General features: G+C 68.3%; 4 protein-coding genes and 1 pseudogene. 4 read left to right on the top strand and 1 reads right to left on the bottom strand.

Translation table 11 applies throughout. From position 1 onward, the window contains the following. Positions 1–439: 439 nt before the first annotated feature. From QT196_RS38480 to QT196_RS38465, 4 genes and pseudogenes are all read left to right on the top strand, one after another. Positions 440–823 carry a hypothetical protein gene (locus QT196_RS38480; protein ID WP_290354011.1) on the top strand — a complete coding sequence of 128 codons (384 nt, stop codon included), beginning with the start codon at positions 440–442 and terminating at the stop codon, positions 821–823. A 279-nt stretch (positions 824–1,102) separates the two neighbouring features. Beyond that, a pseudogene (locus QT196_RS38475) lies at positions 1,103–3,635 on the top strand (Helicase associated domain protein). Positions 3,636–3,688: 53 nt separating this feature from the next. After that, entirely contained in the window at positions 3,689–3,907 is a 219-nt protein-coding gene (locus QT196_RS38470) for a hypothetical protein (protein WP_290354013.1), read from the top strand. 345 nt (positions 3,908–4,252) lie between these two features. After that, positions 4,253–4,360, top strand: coding sequence for a helicase associated domain-containing protein (locus QT196_RS38465; RefSeq protein WP_290354014.1), 108 nt, complete (start codon positions 4,253–4,255; stop codon positions 4,358–4,360). A 174-nt stretch (positions 4,361–4,534) separates the two neighbouring features. Here QT196_RS38465 and QT196_RS38460 read toward each other — a convergent pair whose 3' ends face one another. After that, the gene (locus tag QT196_RS38460) at positions 4,535–5,941 is read right to left on the bottom strand and encodes a hypothetical protein (protein WP_290354015.1); all 1,407 of its coding nucleotides are present in this window, start codon (positions 5,939–5,941) and stop codon (positions 4,535–4,537) included. Positions 5,942–6,000 lie beyond the last annotated feature (59 nt).

Below are 6,000 nucleotides of genomic sequence, written 5' to 3'. Positions count from 1 at the left end.
CGCTGCGCGCTATGCAAGCGAACTACCGGGCTTCGCCCGGTAGTTGCGCTCCGCCCGCGGGAGCAGGAACAGTGCGCTTCGCGCACCGCGCCCGGCAAAGCCGGGCCGGCCCATCCGCTCCGCTCCAGGGCCAACCGCAGTGCACACGGCTCGCGTTGCGGAGCGGAGCCGCGCTCTGCACGGCCCGACGGCCTCCGCTCCGCTCCAGCCGCTCCCCTGCACCGCGCCATCGACAACCACTGCCCCAGCGGGGCGGCAACGGCCCTACGGGCCAAGCCGACTACAGGAGAGGGGTGGTGACGGGTGGTCGGGCGGGCGCGGAGAGCGCGGGCCCGCAACCCAGCGGAAGGGGGGCCATTACCACCAGACGGTACCGTGGAGAAGTTGGAGCGGCCTGACTGGGGCTGCCCATTTGCGTAGATCAAGGCACCCTATGAAGATGCTTCCGATTCTGGAAGAAATTCCAGCAGAAAACCAAGATTCGTTCCAACGCGCCTCCATCAAGAAACTGGCTGGGCATCTAGATCCTTCCCTGCGTGTGCCGTTGGCGCAGTACTTGTCCGGCTCACACCCTCTCCTTGCGGCCGGAAATGTGCAGGATCTGATGAGTGCAGACGAGGGTGCAGCTGTTCCCTTCGGGTACTGCACCGACGGGGAATGGGTATGGCCCACATACTGGGGATACTTCGTGAAGGAGTACGGGGTGGAGGTTCCCGAAGAATTTATCGAACATGCGCGGAGGCGCAACTTCATCCCGGTCGCCCTGTCTGGCGAGGAACTGGACTTGGCGGAGCAAGAGTTTGAGGAGCGGTTTTTCAACTGACCACTCTTCATCATGCACGAACGGAGTGTGAGGGTGAAGCTCGGCTTCATCTGCATCATTTTTTATTTCTGGATAGACTCTGGATTCAGAGCACCCCGCCGTCGGAGCGCTCCAGGGCTTTAGCCAGCTCCTCGCAGGCCCCGTCAGCGTAGCGATCAGCCGGAGCAGTCACCCAGCCACACCAACCCGACCGTAGCCCTCGCGGCTCCTCTACATGCGGGTTTCCCGCTTCCCAGCATCCGACCCAACCGGGTAGCACCCAGGAAAAGGCAGACGGACATGCCGACCACCAACCGCCCTGATCAGCGCGAGGCCGCCCAGCGAGAAGCCATTGATGCGGTTCTCCGTGCTCTCGAATTGCCTGCAAGATCTCTTGTGCCTGAGCGAGGGCTCCGGACTCAGGTGATCATGGCGACCGGTTCCGGGAAGACCCGGGTCGCGGTCCGCAGCGCGGAGGAGCTCCACGCGGGCCGTGTGCTGGTGCTCGTGCCCAGCTTGGACCTCCTGGCCCAGACCGAGGCCGCATGGCGCGAGGGAGGCCGCCGGGGCCCGATGATCGGGGTGTCCTCGCTGCGAGCTGAGGAGGCGTCCTTCCCCAACACCACCGACGTGGACGAGCTGGTGGAGTGGACGCGGGGCCTAGACCAGGTCACCGTGTACGCCACGTACGCCAGCCTGGGCCTGGGCACGCTGGAGCGGGCGCACGCTGCCGGCCTTGCGGCTTGGGACCTGATCGTCGTGGACGAAGCCCACAGGGTTTCGGGCCGCATCGGGAAGCCGTGGGCGGTCGTGCACGACAACCAGAAGATCCCGTCCCTGCGGCGGCTGTACATGACGGCCACGCCCCGGCTGTGGCAGCTCGGGGAGGACGACGACGCCGGGGCGCCCGGAGAGTTGGTCGCGAGCATGGAAGACGACCCCGACTCTCCCTTCGGCAGCAGGGCGTTCACTTTGACACTCTCGGAGGCCATCGACAGGGGAATTTGTGCCCCTTACCAGGTCGTATGCGTGGATGTCACCGACACCCAGCTCCAGGCGGCGCAGCTCCTGGGTGCGGAGGGCCGTTCCGAGCAGGTCCGCGGGGCCCGGCTCGCTGCCCTGCAGACCGCGCTGGTGAAGGCGTCCTCGGAGGAGAGCTTCCTGCAGGACGCTCGTCTTCCACCACCAGGTGCGGGAAGCCGAAGCTTTCGCGGCTGGCCTCCCTGTCGTCGCCGCCCAGCTGCACGACGCCGATCCCGAGCTGTATCCGGCCACGATCTGGGCGGACTGGCTGTGCGGGGATCACAAGCCGCTCCACCGCCGCCGCGTCCTCGGGGAGTTCGCCGACGGGATCGCGACGGACGGCACCGTGGTGGAGAAGGGATACCTGAGCTCGGTGAAGGTACTGGGAGAGGGCGTCGACACCCGCGACTGCGACTCCGTGTACTGGGCCGACGTCCGGGGCTCGATGCCGGACCTGGTCCAGGCGGTGGGGCGCGCGCTGCGGATGCAGCCGGGCGAGGGCAAGCTGGCCAGCCTGGTCGTGCCGGTGCTGCTCGGGCCAGGCGAGACGGCGGACAACATGCTGACGTCCCGGGCGTTCGGCGGGTTGGCGAAGCTTTTGGAGGCGCTCAGGGCGCACGACGCCAGGGTGGTGGAGGCGTTGGCCGAGCAGCAGGCGCCGAGCCGCTACAAGCCCGTCCAGAAGGACGTCGAAGCCAAGGAGAAGAGCGGGGGCGGGGACGGCTTCGGCGGTCCGTCCGCACCGGCGAAGGCTCTGTTGAAGTTCTCCACGCCGCGCGACCCGGCGCAATTGGCCACGTTCATCAACCTGCGTGTCCTCAACCCCGAGCACGAGCACTGGCGGCGCGGTGTTGAGGCCGCCGTCATCTACGCCCGCGAGCACGGCGACCTGCGTGTGCCGTTCACGTACCGCGTCCCGGCCCGGGAGGACGCAGAGGCGGAAGGCTGGCCGGCCTCGCTTGCGCAGTTCCCGCTGGGGCAGTGGACCGCCGACGCCCGCCGCTTCTACGCCCGCGGCGACATGGACGAAGACCGCGTCGAGCAGCTGGAGAAACTCGGCATGATCTGGTCCCACTTCGACGTCGCATGGGAAGAGGGCCTGACCGCCGCCCGTGGATGGGCCGCCGAACACGGGCACCTCCTGGCCCCGCTGGACGCCACGTTCCAGGGCGCGGCAGTGGGCATCTGGCTGAAGAACGCGCGGGCCGCAGCGAGGAAGGCCGTGGAGATCGAGCAGCGGCGTGCCGAGGGGCTGCCGGTGGAGACGTCGGCCGGGGCCATGTCGCAGGAACGGCGTGAGCAGCTGGAGGAGATCGACGCCTCCTGGTGCCCGGCCTGGCCGGTGACCTGGCAGCGGTGCTTCCACCTCGTCCGACTGCACCTGGACGAGGGCGGGACCCTGCCCACCGCCGCAGGCGACGTCGTGCGCCAGGGCGAGGATCTGGGGCGGTGGGTGACGTCGGTCCGGCTCGGCTGGGACAAGCTCACAGGCGTGCAGCAGTGGATGTGTGAGCAGGTTCTCGGCATCGAACCCGCGACGGAGGACGAGAAGCCGAAGCCGCGGACCAGCCAGGCCGACAAGTGGGCCGCCAACCTCGCAGCCGCCCGACAGTTCTTCGAGCGCGAGGGGCACCTCCAGGTACCCCGCAAGCACATCGAGTCGGTCGTGGTGGACCGGGTCGGCGGCGATGACCAGGAGCAACAGGACATCCGACTTGGTGCGTTCGTGAGCAACCAGCGGTCCCGGGCCGCGTCGCTGTCGCCGGAGCGGGTGGAGCAGTTGTCCGAAGTCGGGATGCGGTGGTCGTGATGGGCGTCGTCGTCACCGCGCCGCCGCACTCGCGGCCGGCTATCTGCAGCATCATGACCCGGGACAACGTTCCCGTGCCCGTCCAGCCGCCCAGCCCCGCGCCCGTCCCGCAGCAGCCCGCTGCCGGTGCCAGCCTGACCGCCGCGATAGCACAGGGCGCCGCACAAGGTGCCGCCCGGTCCATCACGGCCCGGCTGGTGGACAAGTTCCTCACCAACCCGCCCGACTGGCTCAGAGCCCTGTGGCACGCGCTACCGAGGCCCTGGGAGTAGCCACCGCAGCCGGGCAGGGCCGTCCTGCCCGGCACCGAGGTCGTCAGGCGGCGCTGAACTCATGGGCGGGGCCAGAAGTGCCGTTCCCATGACAGCGGAACACGGCAAGGTGTATCGGCCCCATGACAGCCCCGCCCACCGCACACACCACCCCGGGTCAGTGACCTGACTCCCCAGGAACCACTCCACCAGCACCGACACACGAAACTGACATGCCGTCACTGACACTCATCCACTGACACCAAACCGGCACATCGCACCCAGTGGGTCGCGCGGGAAGGCGCGGACCGACCGGTCCCTAGGGCCCACGGCGAGGAGATCGCAGTCGAGGGCGAGGCGGAGCCGGTGGTCGTGAAGCTGGGCGTATGGGTCTCCAACACCAAGAGCCGGCGTGACAAGCTCACTGCCGACCAGCTCGCCGCCCTCGCGAAGCTGGGCGTGGACTGGGCGTGACACGCCACCTCGCTCGTCGTTGAGCTGGGAGGTCAGCGAAGTGGAGGCCCCGGAACGTCGTGACCCCCGGGGCCTTCGTCATGCACGGTGGCACCGGGCGCGCTCCGACCTCTCCCCCAGTGATGCCCCCCGGTGGTCGTCGGCGGCGCCTTGACCAGAACAGTGGAGCCCGGATCAGCCTTGGGCTGGCTGCGGCACTTGAGGCGGACCGGCGGGTGGCCGGTCAAGGAGCGTGGCGAAGAAGCTGGCGAGCAGGGGCTGGGCGCGGTCGCGGTCGCGGAGTTCGTCGTGGCCGAACCGGAACACCTCGTAGCCGCGAAGCTTCAGGTCGCGGTCGCCGGCCATGGTGGCGGCGTATTTCGCGCTGTCGGGCTCGGTTCCTTCGTTGCGGGTGTAGTGCTGCATGCCGTCGACTTCCAGCACCACGCGCCGGGTGCCTGGGAGCAGCATGAGGAAGTCCATGCGCAGGTTCTGCATGGCGTGCGCGCCGCGTTCGCGGAGGGTCTTGGGGTCCCAGTGCAGCCATATCTCCGGCAGCAGGGCGGGAACGTCGTTCAAGTGGTCCCGGTTGGCGTGGTGGTAGTGCCAGAACAGGTTCTTCTGTCCTGGGGACTTTGGTGGCAGTGAAGCCTCCATGCGGCTGTAGAGGGCCCGCGCCGCCTGCTCCTGGTCAGTGATATTCCGGGATTCCTGCCACCAGGACAGGAGGTGCCGCCAGAGCAGTCCCTCTTTGCCGATGGGGCGGTCGTAGACCAGCACCTCGTCGGCGCGTTCGGCTACCTCGATGTCGTTGTCGAGGGCGCTGGTGAAGCGGATGTCGGGCTTGCCCAGGGTGGCGAAGATGAGGTTGCGGGGTCGGCGTGCGGTTCCGCGGCCGTGCTCGACGAGCTGGAACTGGGGGTAGCCGTCCGCCTCTGCGTGCTGGCTCAGCTGGGCGCCCGCGGGGTTCAGGTGCCGGTTGGCCAGCTCGACGAAGCGGCGCTGCGCGGGCTCGTCGGGCAGGACAGCGGGGGATGCCAGGCCCTCGAGGAAGTGTCCGAAGCGGGGGTGCGGGGCTTCGAAGGCACCGAGCTGCTCGAAGAAGTGCTCGGTTGTCCAGTCGTCCGGGAACCGGATCACGTGGCGTTCGATCTGGCTGCGCAGGCTGTTGGTCGTGGTGGTCCAACCGCCGAGTGGATCGTTGTCCAGGTGCCATAGTCGGCTCAGCAGAGCCATGAAGCGGTCCGGGTAGCCGAGGTGGTCGGCTAGATCGAAGTCTCTGGCCAGCTCGCGCCTGGTCCGGCTCGGGATCTGCACGTGGTGGCGGCCGAGCCACAGAGCATCCTGCAGCGCCATTCGTTCGGCCTGGGCCAGCTTCTCCTGCTCAAGAACCGCGTCGGCGACGTCTGGCAGGCGGTCGTCGGGGCAGGCGTTCAGGCTGGCCACCAGGCGCTCGTGCTTGGTGTTGCCCTCGCTGGGCACGGGAAGGCCGAGGCGCTCGCACAGCGCCGGCAGTTCCTTCGCGGTGTAGCGCGTGTACAGCGTGAGGAGCACGCCGTCGATCAGCCTCCGCAGCAGCGCCATGTCCATCTGTTCCCCCATCCCCTGATGATGAGCGATGCCCGGACACGATTCCACCCTGCCCGTTCACCTTGTGGCTT

The organism is Streptomyces sp. P9-2B-2 (assembly GCF_030406865.1).
In the GTDB taxonomy this organism is placed as follows: Bacteria; Actinomycetota; Actinomycetes; order Streptomycetales; family Streptomycetaceae; genus Streptomyces; species Streptomyces platensis.
Note: the sequence above shows the minus strand (reverse complement) of the source record. Positions and strands in the feature narration are given on the sequence as shown.